This is a genomic window from Bradyrhizobium sp. UFLA05-108 (assembly GCF_059803455.1).
In genome coordinates, this window is record NZ_JBANAZ010000049.1 from 1 (window position 1) to 21,170 (window position 21,170).

General features: G+C 64.0%; 21 protein-coding genes. 10 read left to right on the top strand and 11 right to left on the bottom strand.

The genetic code is table 11. The features are described 5' to 3' along the window. Window positions 1-72: 72 nt before the first annotated feature. On the bottom strand, window positions 73-636 hold the full coding sequence (locus SO140_RS30020) for a nitroreductase family protein (protein ID WP_449381184.1): 564 nt from the start codon (window positions 634-636) through the stop codon (window positions 73-75). A gap of 93 nt (window positions 637-729) precedes the next feature. Next, the gene (gene thrS / locus SO140_RS30025) at window positions 730-2,772 is read right to left on the bottom strand and encodes a threonine--tRNA ligase (protein WP_449381185.1); all 2,043 of its coding nucleotides are present in this window, start codon (window positions 2,770-2,772) and stop codon (window positions 730-732) included. A 308-nt stretch (window positions 2,773-3,080) separates the two neighbouring features. Here thrS and SO140_RS30030 point away from each other — a divergent pair, with 308 nt between their 5' ends. Further along, entirely contained in the window at window positions 3,081-4,259 is a 1,179-nt protein-coding gene (locus SO140_RS30030) for an MFS transporter (protein ID WP_449381186.1), read from the top strand. Window positions 4,260-4,364: 105 nt separating this feature from the next. Further along, window positions 4,365-4,760 (top strand): hypothetical protein, encoded by a 396-nt coding sequence (locus SO140_RS30035; RefSeq protein ID WP_449381187.1) that lies wholly within the window; start codon window positions 4,365-4,367, stop codon window positions 4,758-4,760. Between the two features lie 34 nt (window positions 4,761-4,794). Here the strand turns inward: SO140_RS30035 and SO140_RS30040 are convergent, their stop codons facing one another. Both SO140_RS30040 and SO140_RS30045 read right to left on the bottom strand, forming a co-directional pair. Then, the gene (locus tag SO140_RS30040; protein ID WP_449381188.1) at window positions 4,795-5,187 is read right to left on the bottom strand and encodes a hypothetical protein; all 393 of its coding nucleotides are present in this window, start codon (window positions 5,185-5,187) and stop codon (window positions 4,795-4,797) included. 92 nt (window positions 5,188-5,279) lie between these two features. Continuing rightward, complete coding sequence (locus SO140_RS30045) at window positions 5,280-6,590, bottom strand: alpha/beta hydrolase (protein WP_449381189.1); 1,311 nt, start codon at window positions 6,588-6,590, stop codon at window positions 5,280-5,282. A 347-nt stretch (window positions 6,591-6,937) separates the two neighbouring features. On the opposite strand from SO140_RS30045, the gene SO140_RS30050 reads away from it, so the two are divergent. Then, window positions 6,938-8,305, top strand: a complete 1,368-nt coding sequence (locus SO140_RS30050; RefSeq protein ID WP_449381190.1) for an APC family permease — start codon at window positions 6,938-6,940, stop codon at window positions 8,303-8,305. 2 nt (window positions 8,306-8,307) lie between these two features. Next, window positions 8,308-9,519 carry a hypothetical protein gene (locus tag SO140_RS30055; RefSeq protein ID WP_449381191.1) on the top strand — a complete coding sequence of 404 codons (1,212 nt, stop codon included), beginning with the start codon at window positions 8,308-8,310 and terminating at the stop codon, window positions 9,517-9,519. Between the two features lie 86 nt (window positions 9,520-9,605). Here the strand turns inward: SO140_RS30055 and SO140_RS30060 are convergent, their stop codons facing one another. Beyond that, the gene (locus tag SO140_RS30060) at window positions 9,606-9,776 is read right to left on the bottom strand and encodes a hypothetical protein (protein WP_449381192.1); all 171 of its coding nucleotides are present in this window, start codon (window positions 9,774-9,776) and stop codon (window positions 9,606-9,608) included. A gap of 103 nt (window positions 9,777-9,879) precedes the next feature. Next, window positions 9,880-10,218, bottom strand: a complete 339-nt coding sequence (yidD, locus tag SO140_RS30065; protein WP_449381193.1) for a membrane protein insertion efficiency factor YidD — start codon at window positions 10,216-10,218, stop codon at window positions 9,880-9,882. 228 nt (window positions 10,219-10,446) lie between these two features. Between yidD and SO140_RS30070 the strand changes: the two genes are divergently transcribed. Beyond that, on the top strand, window positions 10,447-11,346 hold the full coding sequence (locus SO140_RS30070) for a COG3904 family protein (protein WP_449381194.1): 900 nt from the start codon (window positions 10,447-10,449) through the stop codon (window positions 11,344-11,346). A gap of 20 nt (window positions 11,347-11,366) precedes the next feature. Here SO140_RS30070 and SO140_RS30075 read toward each other — a convergent pair whose 3' ends face one another. After that, window positions 11,367-11,822: an iron-sulfur cluster assembly scaffold protein gene (locus SO140_RS30075; RefSeq protein ID WP_449381195.1), complete on the bottom strand. Its 456-nt coding sequence runs from the start codon at window positions 11,820-11,822 to the stop codon at window positions 11,367-11,369. A gap of 259 nt (window positions 11,823-12,081) precedes the next feature. On the opposite strand from SO140_RS30075, the gene folE reads away from it, so the two are divergent. The 4 genes from folE (at window position 12,082) to SO140_RS30095 (ending at window position 15,782) form a co-directional block, all read left to right on the top strand. Then, the gene (folE, locus tag SO140_RS30080) at window positions 12,082-12,771 is read left to right on the top strand and encodes a GTP cyclohydrolase I FolE (RefSeq protein WP_449381196.1); all 690 of its coding nucleotides are present in this window, start codon (window positions 12,082-12,084) and stop codon (window positions 12,769-12,771) included. 129 nt (window positions 12,772-12,900) lie between these two features. Beyond that, window positions 12,901-13,323 carry a phosphoribosyl-AMP cyclohydrolase gene (hisI, locus tag SO140_RS30085; protein ID WP_449381197.1) on the top strand — a complete coding sequence of 141 codons (423 nt, stop codon included), beginning with the start codon at window positions 12,901-12,903 and terminating at the stop codon, window positions 13,321-13,323. A gap of 129 nt (window positions 13,324-13,452) precedes the next feature. After that, a complete protein-coding gene (locus tag SO140_RS30090) occupies window positions 13,453-14,469 on the top strand; it encodes a lysozyme family protein (RefSeq protein ID WP_449381198.1) in 1,017 nt (338 codons plus the stop codon). A 146-nt stretch (window positions 14,470-14,615) separates the two neighbouring features. After that, window positions 14,616-15,782, top strand: coding sequence for a DUF2336 domain-containing protein (locus SO140_RS30095; protein ID WP_449381199.1), 1,167 nt, complete (start codon window positions 14,616-14,618; stop codon window positions 15,780-15,782). A 129-nt stretch (window positions 15,783-15,911) separates the two neighbouring features. Here the strand turns inward: SO140_RS30095 and SO140_RS30100 are convergent, their stop codons facing one another. The 3 genes from SO140_RS30100 to SO140_RS30110 all read right to left on the bottom strand — a co-directional run bounded on the left by SO140_RS30100 (window position 15,912) and on the right by SO140_RS30110 (window position 17,946). Continuing rightward, on the bottom strand, window positions 15,912-16,490 hold the full coding sequence (locus SO140_RS30100) for an Hpt domain-containing protein (protein ID WP_449381200.1): 579 nt from the start codon (window positions 16,488-16,490) through the stop codon (window positions 15,912-15,914). Window positions 16,491-16,520: 30 nt separating this feature from the next. Further along, window positions 16,521-17,066 carry a response regulator gene (locus SO140_RS30105; protein WP_027525630.1) on the bottom strand — a complete coding sequence of 182 codons (546 nt, stop codon included), beginning with the start codon at window positions 17,064-17,066 and terminating at the stop codon, window positions 16,521-16,523. Between the two features lie 100 nt (window positions 17,067-17,166). Next, window positions 17,167-17,946 (bottom strand): NAD kinase, encoded by a 780-nt coding sequence (locus SO140_RS30110; RefSeq protein WP_498543523.1) that lies wholly within the window; start codon window positions 17,944-17,946, stop codon window positions 17,167-17,169. A gap of 184 nt (window positions 17,947-18,130) precedes the next feature. Here SO140_RS30110 and SO140_RS30115 point away from each other — a divergent pair, with 184 nt between their 5' ends. Then, window positions 18,131-19,696, top strand: coding sequence for a S10 family peptidase (locus SO140_RS30115; protein ID WP_449381202.1), 1,566 nt, complete (start codon window positions 18,131-18,133; stop codon window positions 19,694-19,696). On the opposite strand, the gene SO140_RS30120 is transcribed toward SO140_RS30115, so the two are convergent. Continuing rightward, window positions 19,686-21,071 carry a serine hydrolase domain-containing protein gene (locus SO140_RS30120; protein ID WP_449381203.1) on the bottom strand — a complete coding sequence of 462 codons (1,386 nt, stop codon included), beginning with the start codon at window positions 21,069-21,071 and terminating at the stop codon, window positions 19,686-19,688. The genes SO140_RS30115 and SO140_RS30120 overlap by 11 nt on opposite strands. Window positions 21,072-21,170: the final 99 nt, after the last annotated feature.

The following is a 21,170-nucleotide window of genomic DNA, read 5'->3' on the forward strand; positions in this document are numbered from 1 at the left end:
TGCGACGATGTCCGTGCTGTACTGCTCTCATCCAAAGACGTACCGTGCGGATGATTTTATGACACAGTAAGACTAAAACCGGGTCACGATCTCCGAAAGTGCCGGGCGAGGGCGGTCTTCGCTCGGCTTGGTCGGTCGGCCGATGTGGACGAGGCCGGCCAGCTTCTCGTCGGGCTTGAGCCCGAGCCCTTCCAGCACGTCGCGGTCGAAGGCAAACCAGCCGGTGAGCCAGCACGCGCCATAGCCGAGCGCAGTTGCGGCCGTGACGATGTTCATGACGCTGGCGCCGGCCGACAATTCCTGCTCCCAGGCCGGCACCTTGGGATGCGGCTTGGTGAAGCTGACGATCCCGATGACGAGCGGGGCGTCAGTCAGCCGCTTCCTTTCGACCTCGATCTCGGCCGCGGGTGCACCCGGATTCTTGCGCGCGAACACGCGCGCGATCACTTCGCCGGCGCGCATCCGGGCCTCGCCCTCGAAGACGATGAAGCGCCAAGGCGCAAGCTTGCCGTGATCCGGCACTCGCGCGCCGATGGTGAGGATCGTCTCGAGCTCGGACGGCGAGGGGCCAGGCCCCGCCATCTCGCGCGGCTTGACGGAGCGGCGGGTCTTCAGGAGGTCGATGGCGTCGGGCACGGAAGTTTCCTCTTCGGCTGGTCGTCGGGCATGCCTACCCGAGATAAGCATGCATGCCCGCAACCGAAAGCGAGTTTAGACCGATTTCAGCGATCAGGCCGCGCTGCGCGCCCGCTGGACGTCCGGTGGGGTTGCCTCATCGAGAAGCGCAGCCAGTGCCTCGGCCGTCGGCATCACCTTCTGGCCGTCGCTGCCGAGCCGACGGACGGAGACTGACTGCGTCTCGGCCTCCTTCTTGCCGACTACGAGCAGCGCCGGGATTTTCGCCAGGGAGTGCTCACGGACCTTGTAGTTGATCTTCTCGTTGCGCAGGTCGATCTCAACGCGCAAGCCGGCGCGGCGTGCCTGTTCCACCACCTGCTTGGCGTATTCGTCGGCTTCCGAGGTGATGGTGGTCACCACCACCTGCACCGGCGAGAGCCAGAGCGGGAAGTTGCCGGCATAGTGCTCGATCAGGATGCCGATGTACCGCTCCATCGAACCGCAGATCGCGCGGTGCACCATCACCGGCGGCTTCTTGCCGCCGTCATGATCGATATAGAACGCGCCGAACCGCTCCGGCAGGTTGAAGTCGACCTGCGTGGTGCCGCACTGCCAATCACGGCCGATGGCATCGCGCAGCACGTACTCGAACTTCGGCCCGTAGAACGCGCCTTCGCCCGGATTGATCTCGGTCTTGATGTGATTGTTCTGCGACTGGATCTCGCGCAGCACGGTCGCCATCACGCGCTCGGCATGATCCCACATCGCATCGGTGCCGACGCGCTTGTCGGGGCGGGTCGAAAGCTTCACGGTGAGGTCACCGGTGAAGCCGAAATCGGCATAGGTCGACAGGATCAGGTCGTTGATCTTGAGACACTCGTCGGCGAGCTGCTCCTCGGTGCAGAAGATGTGAGCATCGTCCTGGGTGAAGCCGCGCACGCGCATCAGGCCATGCATGGCGCCCGACGGCTCATAGCGATGCACCACGCCGAACTCGGCGAGCCGCATGGGCAGGTCGCGGTAGCTCTTCAGGCCATGCTTGAAGATCTGCACGTGGCCGGGGCAGTTCATCGGCTTCAGCGCAAACCAGCGCTTGTCCTCAGCCTCGTCGCCGGCGGACTGCGCCGCGAACATGTTTTCGCGATACCAGCCCCAATGGCCGGAGGTCTCCCACAGCACCTTGTCGAGGATCTGCGGGGCGTTGACCTCGCTATAGTCGCCGGTCAGGCGCCGGCGCATATAGGCGATGAGCTGCTGGAAGATAGTCCACCCCTTGGGGTGCCAGAACACGACGCCCGGACCTTCCTCCTGGAAGTGGAAGAGGTCGAGCTCGCGCCCGAGCTTGCGATGGTCGCGCTTCTCGGCTTCCTCGATCTGCTTGAGGTAAGCGTCGAGGTCCTCCTGCTTGGCAAAGGCGGTGCCGTAGATGCGGGTCAGCATCGGGTTGTTGGAATCGCCGCGCCAATAGGCGCCGGCCACCTTCATCAGTTTGAACGCGTTGCCGATCTTGCCGGTGGAGGTCATGTGCGGGCCGCGGCACAGATCGAACCAGTCGCCCTGGAAATAGATCTTGATCGGCTCATTGCCGGGAATGGCATCGACCAGCTCGACCTTGAAGGCCTCGCCCTTGTCGCGGAACACCTGTTTGGTCTTCTCGCGATCCCAGACTTCCTTCGTGAAGGGTTTGTCGCGCGCGATGATCTCGCGCATCTTTTTCTCGATCGCGGCAAAATCTTCCGGGGTGAACGGTTCGTTGCGGAAGAAGTCGTAATAGAAGCCGTTCTCGATCACCGGGCCGATGGTGACCTGAGTGCCCGGCCACAGAGCTTGCACGGCTTCCGCCAGCACGTGTGCGGCGTCATGCCGGATCAACTCCAGCGCGCGGGGATCGTCGCGACCCACGAACTCGATCTTGGCATCGGCCTCGATGGGATCGTTGAGATCGGCGAGCGCGCCGTCGAGCGCCATCGCCACCGTGCGCTTGGCGAGCGACGGCGAGATGTCCTTGGCGATGTCGAGGCCGGTAATGCTCTTGTCGAATTGGCGCTTGGCGCCGTCGGGGAAGGTGAGGGTAATCTTCGCGGCCGGGGTCACGGGCTTCAAATTGCTGAGGCTGTACTGGAAACCGGATTCGGACTTGTGGTCGTCGGACATGGTATTTCTCCTGAAGCTCACTCCTGCGAACGAGCGCAGGTAAGCGGGAACGAGCGGTATATCAGGCGATTCGGCCTGTGCAATCGGGCAAAACGAGGAAATTGCCTGCGAATATCCCGTTTCGATACCCGACGCCAGACGCGATCTTGACGTTGCATGCCTCCACAGGTTGTTATTTCATGGGGCGTATCGGAGATGCCCGTGGTTTTGGGGTTGAACACGGCCGGTGCGCGCGGCGACATCGTGGATCCGGCGAAATAGATGGTCGGCCCTTCCATGCCCGGCCGGTGTTGCCTACATGCAGCTGCATGAAAGTCGATTCCGCCGCCCGCCGCTTTGCACCAACCGCCCTGATGCTTGGAAATGTCGTCACCGGCTGCTCGGTGTTGGCGCCGGCCGGGATGCTCCCGGAATTGTCGTCGGAGCTCGACATCAGCATCCGCACCGCGGGCCTTCTGATCACCTTCGGCGCCATCACGCTCTGCATCGGCTCGCCGCTGACGGCATGGCTGACCAGCCGGATCGAGCGGCGCATGCTGCTCACCATAACGCTCGCGCTGCTTGCCGTCGGCAATGTCGGTTCGGCCCTCGCACCTGACTATATGAGTCTGCTCGCCATTCGCCTGGTGATGCTCGCGATTGGCGCGCTCTATACGCCGCAGGCCGCAGGCACTGCGGCGATCATCGTACCGGTCGAAAAGCGTGGCAGCACGATCGCCTATGTGTTTCTCGGATGGTCGATTGCCGCGGCCGTCGGACTGCCGCTGATCACCTTCATCGCCAGCCGCTATGGTTGGCGGGCATCCTACGGCGCGATTGGCGGGCTCGGCTGCCTCAGCTTCCTCCTGTTGCTATGGCGCCTGCCGGCGGGACTGAAGGGCACGCCGGTCGACTTGCAGACCTGGGGCGAAGTCGGACGCAATCGCACCATCGTGCTGCTGCTTGCGATCACCATGTTGCAGATGTCCGGGCAGTTCGTGATCTTCACCTTCATGGGGCCGCTCTTGAATAAACTGACGGATGCCAGTCCCGATGCGATCGGTCTGGCCTTCGGCGTCTACGGCGTCTGCGGCTTCTTGGGCCTCCTCTTTGCCACGCGCATCGTCGATAGCTGGGGGCCCTACAGGACCTCGGTTCTGTTCACGAGCCTGCTGCTCGCGGGCGTCGCCGGATGGGCGCTGGGCGCCGGCAATTTTGCACTGATGGTCCTCTCGGTCGCGGTCTGGGGGCTGGGCTTTGCCTCGACCAACTCGATGCAGCAGGTGCGCCTGGTGGCAGCGGCGCCGTCGCTGGCGCCGGCCACCGTCTCGCTCAATACGTCCGTGCTCTATATCGGGCAGGCCGTGGGATCGGCAGCAGGCGGGGCCTTGTTCGCGCGCGATCTCTTGCACACCATCGGCTTCGTGGCGGCCGGCTTCGTCGTTCTCGCGCTCGCCGTCGTCGGGCTGACCCGGCCCCGGCAGGCCGTGGCGACGGTCGCGGCATAGTGCAAAGTCCCTCACATCCGGCTTTTCCCCTCAGCGGACGCTTGGCAAACCGCGCAGGAGGGCGCTAGAAGGCGAGGGGTGGGGGACCAACGAGAGCTGACTAAGATGAGGATGATTCTGGCGCTTGTCGCGGTGCTTTATTCGGCCGCCGCTTTTGCGCAAACCGACACGCCGATGGTTGGCGACAAGCCGCTGGTGCAGGTCAAGCCCAAGGGTGCCAGCAAGGGCACCAAGGAGGCGGCGGCCAAGGGCAAAACCGAGGCGGCTGCGCCCAAGGGCAAGCCGCAGTCCACCGCGGTCAGGCTGCAGGCCTGTCTCGATCTCGACGACGGCACCAAGGACCGGCTCAACTGCTACGACGAGGTGATCCCGCCGGCGCCGAAGCCGAAGCCCGCAAAAGCGAAGGGCGTTGCCGACTGCCGCTTCTTCAAGGAAGAGGACGAGCGCCTGGCCTGCTTCAACGGCTTTGCGGAAAGCATTCCGAAGCTGCCCAAGAATTAATTGCGCCCGATTAGGAGAGCGTGCTGATCCACAGCTAGTCGCTGATCCGGGTCAGCACCGCGCGGAAGGCGACACCTGGAAGCTGCAGCGCGCTGCCCTCGAACTCCGCCATCTCGCCGTCTTCACGGCCGCTGAGCGTGAGCGTGATCCTGTCGGTTCCGAACAGCGGGCGGAAGGTCGGATCGTCGTTATAGCGCTCGGTCGAGATCTTGACCTTGATGCTCTCGCCCTCGCCGGTGTAGGTGCCGACGAAGGCGAAAGCCGAATTGCCGCCGCGCAGCTTGCCGCCGGTCACATAGAGCACCCCGCACCCGGTGCCGTGCACGGTGTGAAAGTTCGCCTTGTAGAGTCCCTCACGCAACCTCGGTCCCTCAGAGAATCCCCAGTCCACGTTATGGGCATCGTCAGGGGAAACAATCCCGGGCATTCCGGGAGGCTCCGGCCATCAACATCACATTTTGATCAGCAAGCGAGATTCTTGAAGTCCGGGCATCCGCATGTCGGTACGCGCGGAAAACGCTAGCGACTTGAAGCCGACGAAGTGCTCGCAGCGACGCGCGTGAGTGCCAGCGACGGTGTCGCCGACATCTTGACCAGCACGTCCTTGAGTGGATTTTGCGTCCAGGCGCGGGTCACGTAGTCGCGATGCCTGATGCCGTCGCCGGTCTCGACGAACACCACGCTGCCGGGACGCAAGGGGCCGTCCATGTCCTCCGAGACGCTGATGCCCTTTTGCCGGAGCATGCTCATCAGCTCGCGATCGCGCTGCGCGGTGTAATGGGTATAGGAGCTGACGAAAAAGCCGGAGCGGTGCCGCTCGATCCATGAGGCGAACTTGTCGAGTTCGCCATAGACCGCGTCGAGCAGCACGACGCCGCGAACACGGTCGCTGATGCCGCCCACCTCGAGGCTCCAGGCGGTCGGCAGGAAACCGCCGCTATAGCCGACGACGACGATCGGCATGTTGGCGAAGGCGCGCGCGCTATCGGGATCGCCATAGAGGCGGGCGAGATGCTGGCTCGATTCCTCCATGAAGCGCTTGAGCCCGCCGGGCTGCCAGAACTTGCCGGCGCTGGAATCGGCGGCATCGACCGCCATCTGCGGTGCGAGCAGCACGGCGTTGGCGCCGGAGTCGGAGATCTGCTGCGGCACCAATTGCCGGTCGCGCACGTCGCGCTCCAGCGTCGCGCCGTTGCCGTGGAAGAACACCACGATCACGCCGGGCTTACGCACGTCGAAATGCTCGGGCACGTGCACGAGCACGCGGCTGTCATTGTAGGTTTCGTCCTGCCAGAACACGCGTCCCGAATAGCTGCGGTGGCCGCGGCGATCGCCCTTGGAGATGTTGAGGAAGGGAGCGTCGGAGGCGGGATTGTTGCCGAAATAGGGGAAGGCGGACGATTTCATGCTGATGAGCGTCGTCAGGTCGTCGCGTTGCGGACGTCGATAGGGCACCTGCGGCTCGAGCGAGGCGATCTTGTAGGGAGCGGGAGCCGGCTCCTGCACCGCGCGCTTCGGCGAGAAGTCCGACATCTGCCGTTGCAGGAAGCTTTCGCTTGCCGAGGGGAAGCGCTCCTTGAACTGCGGGGCCGGAAAACGATCCTCGAACGTGTCGCCGCTTGCGACTTGCGTGCTGGTCTTGGCAACGATCTGGGTATTGGATTGGGAGGTTGCCTGGGAGTTCGCCGCCAGCATCGCCGGGTTGGGCGCCTTGCCGCATTGAACCAGTGTCAGCGAGAGCGGCACCAAGACGGCGGCGAGGCCGATCCGCCAGGCAAGTCGAAACGCGCGACGATGCATGCCGGTCGATCTCGCCCGGTCAGCATTCATGGCTGTCTCGACTCTCGGATCGGCCCCGACCATCCACCCACTAACCCCAAGGCAATCGGCAATTCTTGAGCTAATTGAGCCGACTGTTGTTTAGGCGACGTTAAGCTTCCGGAGAAAACTCCCCACATCCGGACGCTCAAAATGACCACGCAATCGTGTCGCGATTGTGGGGAGGGGGAGCCGACTTTCGGCGCGCGACAGCAGGTTTATTGCTCGGGAAGGTGCATGTGTGGTGCTAAAATACCGCTTGCGCTTGCCTCATTTAGCCCTTGTTAACCCTGCTTGAATTGACTGGACCAATCTGCACGATGCTCGGGAGAGGCGAGAGGCCTCAGCTAAGGACGGCGATGACGGCATCAGATGCTGGAAGCGCGGCGTGGACGGGCCGACGTTTCGGAAGCGGGTCCGGCGTTTCCGTCCTCGTGGCGACCGCGATCGTCGTTGCCGACATGGTTGGCGTCGGTGTGTTCACGAGCCTCGGCTTCCAGGTCAAGGACATTCCGTCCGGCTTCTCGATCCTGCTGTTGTGGACGGTCGGCGGCATCGTCGCGCTGTGCGGCGTGTTCTCCTATAGCGAGCTCGGGGCGATGTTCCCGCGCTCGAGCGGCGAGTACAATTTTCTCGGGCGTGCCTATCATCCAGCATTCGGTTTTCTCGCCGGCTGGGTCTCGGCGACCGTCGGCTTTGCCGCGCCGGTTGCGCTCGCGGCGATGGCGTTCGGCCAATATGCGAAGTCGGTCATTCCGACGTTGCCGCCGATCCCGCTTGCCATCGGCGTGGTGTGGCTGGTGTCGATCGTTCAACTCACCGGCGTCAAGCACTCCTCGACCTTCCAGCTCGTCTCGACGGTTCTGAAAGTCATTCTGATCGTGGCTTTCCTGGTTGCGGGCTTTGTGATCGGGATGCAGCAACCGGTGTCATTCATGCCTGCGTCGGGCGACTTCGGCCACATTACCAGTGCGCCTTTCGCGATCGGGCTCGTCTTCGTGATGTACTCGTTCTCCGGCTGGAACGCGGCGACCTACATCATCGGCGAGCTGCACATGCCGCAGCAGAGCCTGCCGCGCGCGCTGCTCGGGGGCACGCTGATCGTGATGGTGCTCTATGTGGCGCTGAACGCGGTCTTTCTCTACGCAACCCCGATCGACAAGCTCGCCGGCCAGCTCGAGGTCGCGAGCATTGCCGGCACCGCTATCTTCGGCGATATCGGCGGCCGCATCGTCGGCACCATGATCTGCGTCGGCCTGATCTCCTCCATCAGCGCGATGATGTGGATCGGTCCGCGCGTCATGATGACCATGGGCGAGGACATTCCGGCGCTGCGCGTGTTCTCCCGAAGATCGGCGAGCGGCGCGCCGGCCTATGCGATCCTGTTTCAGCTCGCAGTCGCCAACCTCCTGCTCTTCACGCGCAGCTTCGAGGCGGTGCTCGACTTCATCCAGTTCGCATTGTTGTTCTGCTCGTTCTTCACCGTGCTGGGGGTGATCAAGCTGCGCTTCACGGATCCCGCCCTGCCGCGGCCCTATCGCGCCTGGGGGTACCCGGTCACGCCAGTGGTTTTCCTGCTCGTGACCGCGTTCATGATGTACTATTTGTTGACCGAGCGGCCGGTTCAGTCGCTGTCGAGCATGCTGATCATGCTCGCGGGCCTGTTGATCTACGCCATTTTCCGCAGGCGGCCGGATGCCGCTGCATCCTCACACCATCGCGAATAGACATGTTTCGACCCATGAAGATTGCGGCCGTCGCCTTCACCTTGTTCGCGGTCGTGGCCCCCGCATGTGCGGCCGGCACCGTCACCGCCGACGACACGGCGCGCTTCCTCGCGGGCATGCAGCCATCCGCGGAGTCACCGCTCGTGGCGCTGACCAGGGATCCGTCCTGGCAGCGCCACGCCAAGTTCTTTGATGGCGCCTTCGCCCAGCTCGAGCAGCGGCAGCTTTCCAGGATACGCGCCTGGTCGGAGGTCAATCTGGCCGCGCCCCGGCCGACCATGTTCTACATGTTCTCCGGGCCGGATTTCCTCTACGCCGACGCGTTCTATTCCAAGGCAAGCACCTACGTGCTTGGCGCGCTCGAGCCGGTCGGCAACGTTCCCGACCTGACGCGCGTACCGCGTGGGGCGATCGCGCCCGCGCTCTACAATGTCGAGCGCTCGCTCGGCTCGATCCTCAGCTTCAGCTTCTTCATCACCAAGCACATGAAGGTCGACTTGCACGCCAATGAGGTCAACGGCACCCTGCCGATCCTCTACGTTTTCCTGGCGCGTTCGGGGAAGACCATCCGCAACGTCGAGATGGTCTCGATCGACGACAAGGGCGGTCTGCATGCCGCAGGCGACAACGCAGGCCCGAACGCCACCCACGGTGTGCGCATCACATTCGTCGGCAGCGATGGCGAGGCGCGGACGCTCTATTACTTCTCGACCGATCTCTCCAATTCCGGCGCGCGCGCGGCCGGCTTCCTGAAGTTCTGCGAGACGCTCGGACCTGGCAACAGCCTGCTCAAGAGCGCCTCGTATCTCCTGCATGCCGGTAACTTCACGACGGTGCGCGACTGGCTGCTCGCCAACAGCGCCACCATCATCCAGGACGATTCCGGCATTCCGCTTGCGAGCTACAATGCGCGGCAATGGCGGTTTTTCCCATTCGGGCGCTATCTCGGCCCGATTGCGGAATTTCCCGGCCGGTATCAGGAACGCTATGCCGAGCTCTTCTCGCGGGCCCAGCCGATCGATTTCGGCATCGGCTATCGCTGGCGCATGAACGAATCGAACCTGCTGCTGTCGGTGAAGGTGCCGGGAAGCGAGATCGTGCCGGTCGAGACCACCTCGTCGGCCGAACCGCCGCCAAAGCCGGTGCGTCCGAAGCGGCCGCGTCCGCCTGAGCCAATCCCGCCGCCGCCCGGACGCTTTTTCTGGTTTCGCTAAAGCGCGACGAGATCGCGTTTTAGGTTATGGTTTTGAGCATGATCTTTTCGGAAAACCGCTTCACACTTTTCCGGATCATGCTCTGACTACCAGTGCACGCTCTGGCTCGGAACGATGAAGGCCGTCGTGCTTGGCGGAGTTGCGAAACTTGTTGCCAGATACCAGCCGGAGCCGAGGACGAGGGTGAGCAGCGCGATGATGGCGAGCAGGTCGATGGTCCTGCTGTCGTGACCGTGGGGGCTGATTTTCCAGCGCATTGTTGTTTCCTCCCGATGGGAGCATCACAACAACGCGATCGTAGTATCCGCGGTTCCCTGCACGTCAGAGCTGCATGGTACGCTTGGAAGCGGCGCAGCGAAATCAGGGCGCATTGACGCCGCGCCAACGTCCATAGCGCCAGGGCAGATACCAGCGTGCGCCTTGCGGGGCAGTCAGCGGCACGTTGTCGATGCCTGACGTTCCGAATGGGTGGCAGCGCAACAGCCGTGCGAGTGTCATCCAGCCACCGGCCCAGAGTCCGAAACGCTCGATCGCCTCATCGCCATAGACCGAGCAGGTCGGCAGGTGACGGCAGTTGTAGCCGACCAGCGGAGACAGCATGTGTCGGTACAGCCAGATCAGCGCGCGTCCGACGACGCGAGGCAGCCGCAGCAGCGAGGCGACGATGGTGCGACCTGATTCTGACGCTGAATGCTTCATGTGCGCCTTGCTGCGAAGCTATGCGAGGTGTTGCGCGGTTCCAGCGCAGGGAACAGCAAGCCGTTGCGCTGATGCCATATTTTGCATGCTTTTAGGGGGCAGTGCAGCAAGTAGCTATGGACGATCTGTATTCCCCCGGATACATTTTTTGTGACGCCTGTGTGATACAGAGTCGAACGTTGCATGGGGCTTGCCTGATCGCTTTTGAGGCTTGGGGAAGGAACCACGTTGAGACTTCTGAAGTCGCTTGACCTTCGCGGCTGGTTACTTGTGGGAACCGCTGCATGTTGTGTTGCGCTGACGGGCGCAGTCGCGACTTTCAGCTCTTCCGCACACGCTGGCGGTACGCTCGAAGAGCGCAAGTTGCCGATGAAATTTAGCTGGGTCGCATGCGAGCAGAACTGCCGCGGCTGGGTCAGCGCCGTCGGCATCATCACAGCCGATACGCCGAAAGACTTTGAGGATTTTGCCCGCGGCCGTCAGCTTGGCGGGGCGACCGTGGTGCTCGACTCCAGCGGTGGTTCCGTCAACGACGCCATCACGCTCGGACGGCGCTTCCGTAACCTCGGCCTTTTGACCACCGTCGGCATCAGCTTGCAGAATCGCGGCGGGCAGGGCGCGCGTCCAGCTATCGCGCCCGAGGCGTATTGCGAGTCGATGTGCGTATTCCTGCTGTTGGCCGGCAAGACACGCTACGTGCCGGAAGCAGCCCATGTTCGGGTGCATCAGATCTGGATGGGCGATCGCGCCGACGACGCGCGGGCCGCAAGCTACAGCGCGCAGGACCTGATGATCGTCGAGCGCGACATCGGCCGGCTCGCCAAGTACACTTTCGATATGGGCGGCGCCGGCGACTTGCTGTCGCTCGCGCTGAATGTGCCGCCATGGGAAGACCTGCACGAATTGGACGCGGCCGAGCTCAAGCTCACCAATGTAGTGACGACGGACGCAGCTTCCGACGTGCTGCCGCACATCGATGTCTCGGCCCCCGCGATGGCTGATGCTGCGCCGAAGGCGCAGGACCGCTTTGCGGCGGAACCGGAGCAGCCGGCCAGGTCGACCAAGACGGCGGAAGCGTTGGTCGCGACCGGCGGTGCGTCGGCGCCTGGTCCGGCGTCGCAGAAGTAAAACCGGACAATCGATCTGGTTTAGTCCTGCGCCGCAGCCGGCTGTTTCGTCTTCGCTTCGATCTGGCCGATAGCGTCGACGACGGCATCGAAGGTCAGCAGAGTCGAAGCGTGGCGCGCCTTGTAGTCACGGACCGGTTCGAGGAACTTGATCTCGGCCCATTTTCCGTCCGGCGGGTCGCCGTTTTCCTTCAGCATCTTGCGAACGGTTTCGCGTAACTCACGGAGTTCGCTGGCGGTCGAGCCAACCACGTGACTTGCCATGATGGATGAAGACGCCTGTCCGAGCGCGCAGGCCTTCACGTCGTGGGCGAAGTCGGTGACAGTGTCGCCACTCATCTTGAGATCGACCTTCACGGTCGATCCGCAGAGCTTGGAATGGGCTGTGGCGCTGGCGTCGGGATCGGAGAGGCGGCCCAGACGGGGGATATTCCCGGCCAGTTCGATGATCCGCTTGTTATAGATGTCGTTCAGCATGTGATGGAGTCCGAGACCTTCCGGGCGGCTTCCGGCTGGATCGGCCTTGGCGGCCGCCGTCCTCGGTCTTATATAGGGTTGGAACTGGCGGAAAAACAGCCCGGTAGCCTTGTCGGCGGTGGTCGAGCACCTCGTATCCGACGTCGAGGCGGGGGGCGGTTGATCGCCAAACTTGGTTGTTCTCTCTCAGGCGTCCGGCGGCTCGACCGCCCCGTCTGCCGGTGACACTCCGGCCGCAAGGCCGTCGAACGGAGTTGACATGGACGCGTTGATCAAATCCATCCGCCCCAGCAAGCCTTCCGACAAGCAGGTCGATCGCCCTGCCGAGCTTGATCCTGCTGAATTTCTCGCGGCCGCCGTCCGCGCCGACCAGCCGCGCCCGGCGCGCGCCGAGGCCGAGCAGGCGGTGAAGACGCTGCTTGCCTATATCGGCGAGAACACGGATCGCGAGGGGCTGCTCGACACGCCGCGTCGCGTGGTCGAGGCCTTCGACGAGCTCTATCAGGGTTACCACCAGTGTCCGGCCGAGGTGCTGGACCGCACCTTTGGCGAGACCGCCGGCTACGACGACTTCGTGCTGGTGCGCGACATCGAGTTCACCTCGCAGTGCGAGCACCACATGATGCCGTTCTACGGCAAGGCACACATCGCCTATACGCCGGTCGAGCGCGTCGTTGGCCTCTCCAAGCTCGCGCGGCTGACCGACATTTTCGCCCGCAGGCTCCAGACCCAGGAGCATCTGACCGCGCAGATCGCGGCCGCGATCGACGAGATCCTAAAGCCCCGTGGCGTTGCGGTGCTGGTCGAGGCCGAGCATACCTGCATGTCGGTGCGCGGCGTCGCCAAGCATGGCGCGATGACGTTCACCAGCCGCTTCACTGGCATGTTCCGCGACAATCCGGCGGAGCAGGCCCGCTTCCTGTCCCTGGTGCGAGGCTCACCGCGCTGACCCTCGTTGAGCCAAAGCGCGATGATGTCAGACTGGCTGACATCATCGCGCTTTGATTTATTTTTTGAGCATGATCTTCTCGGAGAACCGCTGCACACTTTTCCAGATCATGCGCCAGCGAGGGGTCTCGTGTCCACGCACTCCCACGACATCGAGGAAGGGCTGAGCTTCCAGCCCAAATTCGACGCGGCCGGCCTCGTCACGTGCGTGGCGACGGATGCTGCGACCGGCGACGTGCTGATGGTCGCCCATATGAATGATGAGGCGTTGCGCAAAACGATTGCGACGGGTGAAGCCTGGTACTTCAGCCGCTCGCGCAATGCGTTATGGCGAAAGGGTGAGACGTCAGGTCAAACCCAGCACGTCGTCGAGATTCGCACGGATTGCGACCAGGACGCCGTCTGGATCCGGGTCGAGCAGGTCGGCGCAGCCTGCCACACCGGCCGCAGGTCCTGCTTCTACCGCAAGGTGGAAGCCGATGGTGGGAGCGCGAGGCTCGTCTTCGTCGAGGCTGAGCGGCTGTTCGATCCCGACGCGGTCTATAAGAAGTAATCTGATCGCGCCCCCCGGAAGCGCCGGGGGGCGTATTAACCCGGCATTAACCATACCTGTCCCACCGTGAGACGACATGGCGCCGAATTGCCGGCGTCACCAACGCCGCGCGGAGCGGGGCTGCCCAATATGTCGGTCGACAATTCTAGTGCCACGACGACGGCGGGGATCGACCCGTCGCGGGCGCGTGTGACCGGCGCGATCAAGCAGGCCTCCAATCTCACCGGCGTCAGCTTCGAATACATGCTGACCACCGCGAAGATGGAATCGGATTTCAATCCGACCGCGGGTGCATCGACCTCGTCTGCGCACGGGCTCTATCAGTTCATCGACCAGACCTGGCTCGGTACCGTGAAGGAGGCGGGCACACAGCTCGGCTACGGCAGTTATGCCGATGCCATCACCAAGACCTCCTCCGGCAGCTACACCGTCACCGACCCGACCATGCGGAGCTCGATCATGAAGCTGCGCGACGACCCCGAGGCCGCATCGAGCATGGCCGCGGTGCTGACGCAGTCGAATAGCTTCAAGCTGACCGGCCTGCTCGGCCGGCGTCCGAGCGACAGCGAACTCTACATGGCGCACTTCATGGGCGTCGGCGGCGCGGCCAAGCTGATCGCCAACGCGGAGGACAATCCGCAAGCCGTCGGTGCGCGGCTATTCCCTAATGCCGCCGCAGCCAACCGTTCGATCTTCTATGCCAAGGACGGCCGGGCGCGCAGCGTCTCGGAAGTCTATTCGGTGCTGGACTCGCGCTACGCCAGCGCCGCGAATTCGAAATCGACGCGGAGCGCGATCGCCATGTACGGCGACACTCCGTCGACGACGCAGGTCGCGAGCGCGAACGGTGTACAGCCAACGTCGCTGATCAACAACGCTGCCTATCTTCAGACCTTCCCGGATACGCGCGTGGCGACGCCAGTCAGCGTGACCTCGGCAACCACGGTGGCGGATAATTCGCCGAGTGCGCCGGCGTTTCGCTCGATCTATCAGCCCGGCGACAGCACGCAGCCGGTTTCGGCCACCGTGCAGAAATTGTGGGGCAATAACGCCTCACTCACCTCGGTTACGAATGCGACGCCCGACGTTCGCGCGCCGCAGCCGCTCGACCTCTTCAGCGATCGCAGCGGCACCTTCTCGGGCTAGGCTCGCGCTGCAAAATTTGCAGCCCTTAACAAAACGTCAATAAAACCAGTTGGTTATGGTGAACGCTTTGTTAAGCGTCGTGGTTTATTTTGTCTTGCGGGTGACGGGTGTCACCGTTTCGTTTGGTTGCGTAGGCCGGAAGCACCATGATCGTTCGGCAGTTTATCAATTGGATCAGGACTGCGTCCGCCGGTGAGCGGGCAGAGGCAACACGGGCGTTGGCCCGTGCCTGGTTGATTTCAGACCTTTCTCACGACGATCGCGTCGCCGCCGAAGGCGCGCTGTTGATGCTGCTCGACGATCCGTCGCCGCTGGTACGCCAGGCCATGGCGGAAGCCTTCGCGCGCTCGACCGAGGCCCCGGCGGCAATCGTCCAGGCGCTGTCGACCGACCAGCCGTCGGTCGCGCTTCCCGTGCTCGAACATTCACCGCTCCTGATCGATGCCGACCTCGTCGACATCGTCGCGACCGGCAATTGCGAGGTGCAATGCGCCATCGCCCGCCGCATCGCGCTGCCTGCGTCGGTCTGTGCCGCGATCGCCGAAGTCGGTTGCGCGGCAGCGGCGCTCGAGCTGATCGAAAATCCCTACGCCGAGCTCGCGCCGTTCTCCTGGGACCGTATCGTCGAGCGTCACGGCCATCTCGCCGCGATCCGCGAGGCGTTGCTGGTGCTCGAGGACCTGCCGGCGGCCACGCGCGCTGCGCTGGTCGCAAAGCTCTCCGAGACGCTGGCGCAGTTCGTGATCGCCCGCAACTGGCTGAGTGCCGATCGTGCCGAGCGTATCGCGACCGAGGCCCGCGACCGCTCTACCGTCAACATCGCGGCGCGCTCGCGCGGCGAGGACATGCAAGGCCTCGTGCGTCACCTGCGCGCGACCGGCCAGCTCACTGCAGGCCTGATCCTGCGCGCGCTATTGTCAGGCAATCTCGAATTGTTCAATGCGGCGCTTGCGGAATTGTCTGAGATGCCGCCGGCGCGCGTCGCGGCGCTGCTGCACGATCGCGGCGGAGCCAGCCTGCATGCGCTTCTGCGCCGGGCGGGCTTTCCGGAATCGACCTTCGCCGCGTTCCAGGTTGCGCTCGAGGCGTGCCACGAGAGCGGCTTTGTCGACACCTACGATGGCACCGCGCGGCTGCGCCGGCGCATGGTCGAGCGCGTGCTCACCCATTGCGAGACCGATCGCGGCGCGACCGAGCCGCTGCTCATCCTGCTGCGCCGCTTCGCGACGGAATCTGCGCGCGAGGAAGCGCGCCTGTTCTGCGACGAGCTCGTCGCGGAGGAGGCGCTCCAGGACGACCTGATCGCTGCGTAAGCTGAACCTCGAAGTGGTAGGGTGGGCAAAGCGAAGCGTGCCCACCGCTTCTGTTGAGAGTCGGGGCAAGATGGTGGGCACAGCGCAAGAGCGCCTCTGCCCGCCCTACGGCACCTTCAACGCGGAAAGTTATTCCCCCGGCACGATGCTCGGCGCCAGAATCGCTTCGAGATGCTCAGGGCGGTCGCGGTTGACGTGGGCGAGATAGTCGTCGGCAACCCTGCGCAAGCGACGACTGAGCTCGCCCGAGACGCTCAGGCTGTCGAGCTTGGTGTTCTCGTGCACGATGGCGTGGATGGCGTTGATGTGGTGCGAGAAGAGCTCGCCCGGCACCTTGGCAAGATCCGGCGCATGCTCGATGACACGGCACAGGCTTTCGGCGATGACCGCGGCGGACGGATAACCGAACGTCGCGGCATCGCCCTTGATGTCGTGGGCTGCACGAAACAGCTCGTCGCGCGCCTCCTTGGTAAAGCCGTCCTTCTGCACGACCGCGTAGGCCGCAGCCAGCCGTCCCGCTTCGATCGCCATCCAGTCCTTGAATTCCCCGGAGAGTCCGGCGAGCGCCTGCTCGGCGCGGCCGACCGGGTCGTCCATGTCCTTTTCCTCGACCCGGCGCAGCACCTTGCGCAGCGGATTGGGCTGCGTGATCACGTGATGGGTGGCGAAGGCCCTGACCTCGATGTCTCTGGGGCTGTTCCTGGCCATGATGCCTGCCTCGATGGTTGAGGGTTTCAGCTAGATGGAGGACCGCGCTTTGTCGAGCAGCGAGGGCTGCTGCAGCACCTCGTGCTTTTCGCCGACGCGGCGCTCGGGGCCCATATAGGCGGAGCTGGTGTTGCGGCGGCGATCGGGCCCGAAATAGGTCTTGGTCTTGATGAAGGGCCGGGGATTGGCGACCACGTTCAGGATGCGCTGGTAGAGTCCCTTGGCCGAGATCGGCTTGGCTAGAAACTCGGTGACGCCGGCATCGCGCGCCACGGTGACGCGGCGTTTTTCGGAGTGACCTGTCAGCATGATGATCGGCGCGTAGGGGTTACCCTTGGATTCCGGCTGCCGGATCATCTGCGCCAGCTCGAGCCCGTCGAAGATCGGCATCGCCCAGTCTGTGATAACGATGTCGGGCACGTAGTGGCTGTACATTTCGAGTGCCGTGGCGCCGTCCTCGGCCTCGTAGACCTCGCGCGCGCCGAAGGAATGCAACAGCGTCCGCAGAATGCGGCGCATATGCGGATTGTCGTCGCAGACGAGGAAGCGCAGCTTGTTGAAATCGATGCGGAACATGACGCCCAGGCCGAAGCGGTCAAACTTCGTTAACCATATCGCGTCTGAGGTTAACGAAGCGTTGCCCTCCCGCGGCCTGCGAGCAGGTTCTGATACAGCTCTAGTAGCCGAACTGCTCGCGCAGAATCCGCTCTTCCAGGCTGTGGCCAGGGTCGAACAGCATCCGCATCGAGATGGTCTTGTCGGACAGCACCTCGACGCGGCGGACGTCGCGTACCTCGTCATGGTCGGCGACCGCTGCGACCGGACGCTTCTCGCAATCGAGCACCTCGAACACGACATAGGCGGTGTTGGGGAGGAGGGCGCCGCGCCAGCGGCGCGGACGAAAGGGGCTGATCGGTGTGAGCGCGAGCAGGGCGGCATTGATCGGCAGGATGGGCCCCTGGGCGGAGAGATTGTACGCGGTCGAGCCAGCAGGCGTCGCCACCATGATGCCGTCGGCCATCAGCTCGGACATGCGCTCATGCTCGTCGACCACGATCTTCAGCCGCGCCACCTGATAGGTCTGACGAAACAGGGCGACCTCGTTGATCGCGTGATGAATGTGCACCGCGCCCTGCACGTCGGTGGCGCGCATCAGCAGCGGATGGATCACGGACACATGGGCGGCCTCGAGGCGCACGCGCAGGTCGACCGTCGAGTATTCGTTCATCAGGAAGCCGACGGTGCCGCGGTGCATGCCGTAGATCGGCTTTCCCGTGCGCATGTTCTGGTGCAGCGTTTGCAGCATAAGTCCGTCGCCGCCGAGCGCCACGACGACGTCCGCTTCATCGGGCACGCAATTGCCGTACAACCCGGTCAGCTGCGTATAGGCTTCCTGGGCCTCAGTGCCCGCGCTGGCGACGAAGGCGATCCGATCATATCGCTTGGGCTTTGTCATGAAATTGCGAGGCTCGAAAGGGTCTGGCCGGCTCGAAAAAGTGTGCCGAGGTCGTCCTATACGACCTCGGCCGTTGTTGTCGAGCGCGACCCCGCGCCATGGCAAACGGTCAATAGGCCGTGATGCCGTGCCATTGTCGCAATCTTGTGCTACAGCCTGTAGCGGATAACAAGGAGTGACCAGCGTGACCATCACATCGGCGGCGCTTCGCCGCGGGGGGCTTTTGCTGGCGCTCCTCGCCTTTGCCACGCTCGGGCCGGCCCACGCGGACGACCCGCCGCAGCGTCCCGATGCCGCGACGCCCGCCGGACAGAAGGGTGGTCCCGGCGGGCGCGGCGGCCAGACGCCGAGCACGCCGTCCACCGCCGAGCAGCATCGCCTGCCACCGGACTCCACCACCCGGCAGACGGTCGAGCTGCCCGGGCGGACGCTCGCCTTCGCCGCCACAGCAGGCTCCATCCGCGTGTTCGACGACAAGGGCGAGCCGCAGGCCGAGATCGCCTATACCTCGTATCAGCTCGACGGCACCGACCGCGCCACGCGTCCTGTGACGTTCTTCTTCAACGGAGGGCCAGGCGCATCGTCGGCCTGGCTGCAGCTCGGCAATGCCGGTCCCTGGCGGCTGCCGATCAACGCCGACGAAGTCACGCCATCGACCTCTCCGGAGGTGAAGCCCAATGCGGAGACCTGGCTCGATTTCACCGACCTCGTCTTCATAGATCCGGTCGGGACCGGCTATAGCCGCTTCGTGGCGACAGGCGAGGATGTCCGCAGGCGGTTCTATTCCGTCGACGGCGATGTCAGCGCACTCGCGCTGGTCATCCGCCGCTGGCTCGAGAAGCACGACCGGCTGCTGTCGCCAAAATATGTCGCGGGCGAAAGCTATGGCGGCATTCGCGGGCCGAAGGTCGTGCGCCAGTTGCAGATGCAGCAGGGCGTCGGCGTCAACGGTCTGATCATGATCTCGCCGCTGTTCGACTTCCGCGAGTTCACCGGCACGAGCCTCCTGCAATATGTCGCAACGCTGCCGAGCTATGTCGCGACCGTGCGCGAAGCCAAGGGGCCGGTGAAACGGGCCGATCTCGCCGACATCGAAGCCTACGCGCGCGGCGAGTTCCTGGCCGATCTCGTCAAAGGCGAGGCGGACAGGGAGGCGGCCACACGGCTGTCCGACAAGGTCGCCACGCTGACGGGAATCGACCAGGCGGTGAGCCGCAGGCTCGCGGGCCGCTTCGACGTCGGCGAATTCCGCCGCGAGCTCGACCGCAAGAACGGCAAGGTGACCGGCCGCTACGATGCCTCCGTGCGCGGCTTTGATCCCTATCCGGATTCCAGCAGCTTCCGTTTCGGCGATCCCTCTGGCGACACGCTTCAGGCGCCGCTGACCAGCGCCGCCGTCGATCTCCTCACGCGCAAGCTGAACTGGCGGCCGGACGGCTCGTATGAGGTGCTCAATGGCGCGGTCGAACGGGCCTGGGATTTCGGCCACGGCATCAATCCCGCGCAGTCGGTGTCGGAGCTGCGCCAGATCCTGGCAACAGACGCGAAGATGACGGTGTTGGTTGGACACGGCCTGTTCGATCTGGCCACACCTTATTTCGGCTCGCAGATCGTGCTCGACCAGTTGCCCGCCTTTGCCTCAGCGCCGCGCGTCAAGCTCGTGGTCTATCCCGGCGGCCACATGTTCTACTCGCGCGATGGCTCGCGGCAGGCGTTTCGCGCCGAGGTCGAGGCGATGATCAAACAGTAGGCCGGCGTTTCCGCGGCGTATATTTGCGCGCGATCTCGTTGGCGACAACGCTCTCCGGCTTGACGTTGATGCCGCCGAGCCAGATGCCGCGGACCTTGCCGCGCGTGTTGCGGATGCGGCGCACCGGCTCGCCATGGCTGGCGTAGCCGGCGGCTGCGGCGAAGGTGCCGGAATCGCGGCCGGTGACTTCGATCTCGGCAGCATCCATGAACGGATTGTTGAAGTGCGGATTGGCGACCACGACGCGGTTGCCCATCGGCACGAGATCGACCGCGCCCCAGATCGTCCACCAGCGGCCGGTCCAGTCGCGCACACGCCGGTTAGGCGTCCCACGGTTCTGGAACGCGCGCAGGATCTGCATCGCGCCGTCCATCCAGATCGGCGCGGCGCCGTCGATGCAGTTGCTGAGCATCGTGATCGCGAGCTCGCAGGCCGGAATGGAGCACGTCCTTGAGACGTAGCCCTGGAAGCCACCGCTATGACCGAACCAGTCCCAGCCGTCGTCTCTGCTGGCGTTGACGCCGAGGCCGTAATAGCACTCGAAACCCTGCGGAATACGCCAATGATGCCGCGTCATTTCCCGCCGGCTCGCGACCGACAGCACGCTCTTCCTTGCATTGGGTGCGAGCTGCGCGAAGAAGCGCGCCGTGTCGGCGGCGGTTGCGACGAAGCCGGCGGCCGCCGTCATCGCGTGGGTGAGGTTATCGCCCGGAATCACGCAGCGCTCGCCGAGCGGTAGCCTGCGCGTGTGGCCGCGGGCGAACGGTGCGCCCTTGGCAGGCGGCGCGCTCGGCTCGGTTTCGCGTAGGCCGGCGGCTGCTATGATCTCGCGCTTGATCCAGGCGGGGTAGGGCTCTTTCGTGACGGCTTCGATCACGAGCCCGATCAGGCCAAAGCCGTGATTGGAGTATTTGAAGCGCGTGCCGGGTTCGATCGCGGTGGGCATTTGCAGCTCCGCCAACAGCTCCTTCTCGTCGAGATAGGGACGGCTGTCGATGAACTGGCCGGAGTCGGCGCCGTCGCGCGTCAGGCCGGCACTATGGGAGAGCAACTGGGCGATCGTCGTCTCGGCAACCCGCGGATGCAGGCTGCCGACATATTGGCCCACCGGGTCGTCGAGCCGCAGCTTGCGCTGCTCGCGCAGTTTCAGGATGCCAGCGGCGGTGAAGCTCTTGGAATGGGAGGCGATGCGAAAGCGGTGCCGCGGCGTCAGCTTCTCGCCGGTGTCGAGATTCGCAAGGCCGAACGCATGCTCAGCGACGACTTCGCCGCGATGGGCGATCGCGATGATGAGGCCTGGCTGCTGAGATCCGATCAGTTGAAATTCGATCCATGAGCCGATGTAGTCGATCGCGGCTCGTAACCACGCATCCATTGCCCACCATACGCGAAGGAGAAGCCCTTTTGCGAAGGCTAGCCGACAAAACAGAGCCGGCGCAACCCCCGAGGGTTGCACCGGCTCATCGGTCTCTAA

Coding starts and splice junctions, on each gene's coding strand:
- thrS (WP_449381185.1), bottom strand. CDS start 2,772: ATGTCCGACGACCACAAGTCCGAATCCGGTTTCCAGTACAGCCTCAGC.
- SO140_RS30030 (WP_449381186.1), top strand. CDS start 3,081: ATGAAAGTCGATTCCGCCGCCCGCCGCTTTGCACCAACCGCCCTGATG.
- SO140_RS30035 (WP_449381187.1), top strand. CDS start 4,365: ATGAGGATGATTCTGGCGCTTGTCGCGGTGCTTTATTCGGCCGCCGCT.
- SO140_RS30040 (WP_449381188.1), bottom strand. CDS start 5,187: ATGCCCGGGATTGTTTCCCCTGACGATGCCCATAACGTGGACTGGGGA.
- SO140_RS30045 (WP_449381189.1), bottom strand. CDS start 6,590: ATGAATGCTGACCGGGCGAGATCGACCGGCATGCATCGTCGCGCGTTT.
- SO140_RS30050 (WP_449381190.1), top strand. CDS start 6,938: ATGACGGCATCAGATGCTGGAAGCGCGGCGTGGACGGGCCGACGTTTC.
- SO140_RS30055 (WP_449381191.1), top strand. CDS start 8,308: ATGTTTCGACCCATGAAGATTGCGGCCGTCGCCTTCACCTTGTTCGCG.
- SO140_RS30060 (WP_449381192.1), bottom strand. CDS start 9,776: ATGCGCTGGAAAATCAGCCCCCACGGTCACGACAGCAGGACCATCGAC.
- yidD (WP_449381193.1), bottom strand. CDS start 10,218: ATGAAGCATTCAGCGTCAGAATCAGGTCGCACCATCGTCGCCTCGCTG.
- SO140_RS30075 (WP_449381195.1), bottom strand. CDS start 11,822: ATGCTGAACGACATCTATAACAAGCGGATCATCGAACTGGCCGGGAAT.
- folE (WP_449381196.1), top strand. CDS start 12,082: ATGGACGCGTTGATCAAATCCATCCGCCCCAGCAAGCCTTCCGACAAG.
- SO140_RS30090 (WP_449381198.1), top strand. CDS start 13,453: ATGTCGGTCGACAATTCTAGTGCCACGACGACGGCGGGGATCGACCCG.
- SO140_RS30095 (WP_449381199.1), top strand. CDS start 14,616: ATGATCGTTCGGCAGTTTATCAATTGGATCAGGACTGCGTCCGCCGGT.
- SO140_RS30100 (WP_449381200.1), bottom strand. CDS start 16,490: ATGGCCAGGAACAGCCCCAGAGACATCGAGGTCAGGGCCTTCGCCACC.
- SO140_RS30105 (WP_027525630.1), bottom strand. CDS start 17,066: ATGTTCCGCATCGATTTCAACAAGCTGCGCTTCCTCGTCTGCGACGAC.
- SO140_RS30110 (WP_498543523.1), bottom strand. CDS start 17,946: ATGACAAAGCCCAAGCGATATGATCGGATCGCCTTCGTCGCCAGCGCG.
- SO140_RS30120 (WP_449381203.1), bottom strand. CDS start 21,071: ATGGATGCGTGGTTACGAGCCGCGATCGACTACATCGGCTCATGGATC.